1 rRNA gene is annotated in these 405 nt (G+C 53.6%); it reads left to right on the forward strand.

The annotated features are described in order from the left end of the window. Window positions 1-402, forward strand: a 16S ribosomal RNA gene (locus ACLJZ5_RS22095); the annotation flags it as partial. Window positions 403-405 lie beyond the last annotated feature (3 nt).

Consider the following 405-nt stretch of genomic DNA (forward strand, 5'->3'; position numbering starts at 1 on the left):
CGGGAACTCAAAGGAGACTGCCAGTGATAAACTGGAGGAAGGTGGGGATGACGTCAAGTCATCATGGCCCTTACGACCAGGGCTACACACGTGCTACAATGGCGCATACAAAGAGAAGCGACCTCGCGAGAGCAAGCGGACCTCATAAAGTGCGTCGTAGTCCGGATTGGAGTCTGCAACTCGACTCCATGAAGTCGGAATCGCTAGTAATCGTGGATCAGAATGCCACGGTGAATACGTTCCCGGGCCTTGTACACACCGCCCGTCACACCATGGGAGTGGGTTGCAAAAGAAGTAGGTAGCTTAACCTTCGGGAGGGCGCTTACCACTTTGTGATTCATGACTGGGGTGAAGTCGTAACAAGGTAACCGTAGGGGAACCTGCGGTTGGATCACCTCCTTACCT

The sequence above is a fragment of the Salmonella sp. 5800 genome, from assembly GCF_046558195.1.
Lineage (GTDB): Bacteria > Pseudomonadota > Gammaproteobacteria > Enterobacterales > Enterobacteriaceae > Salmonella > Salmonella enterica.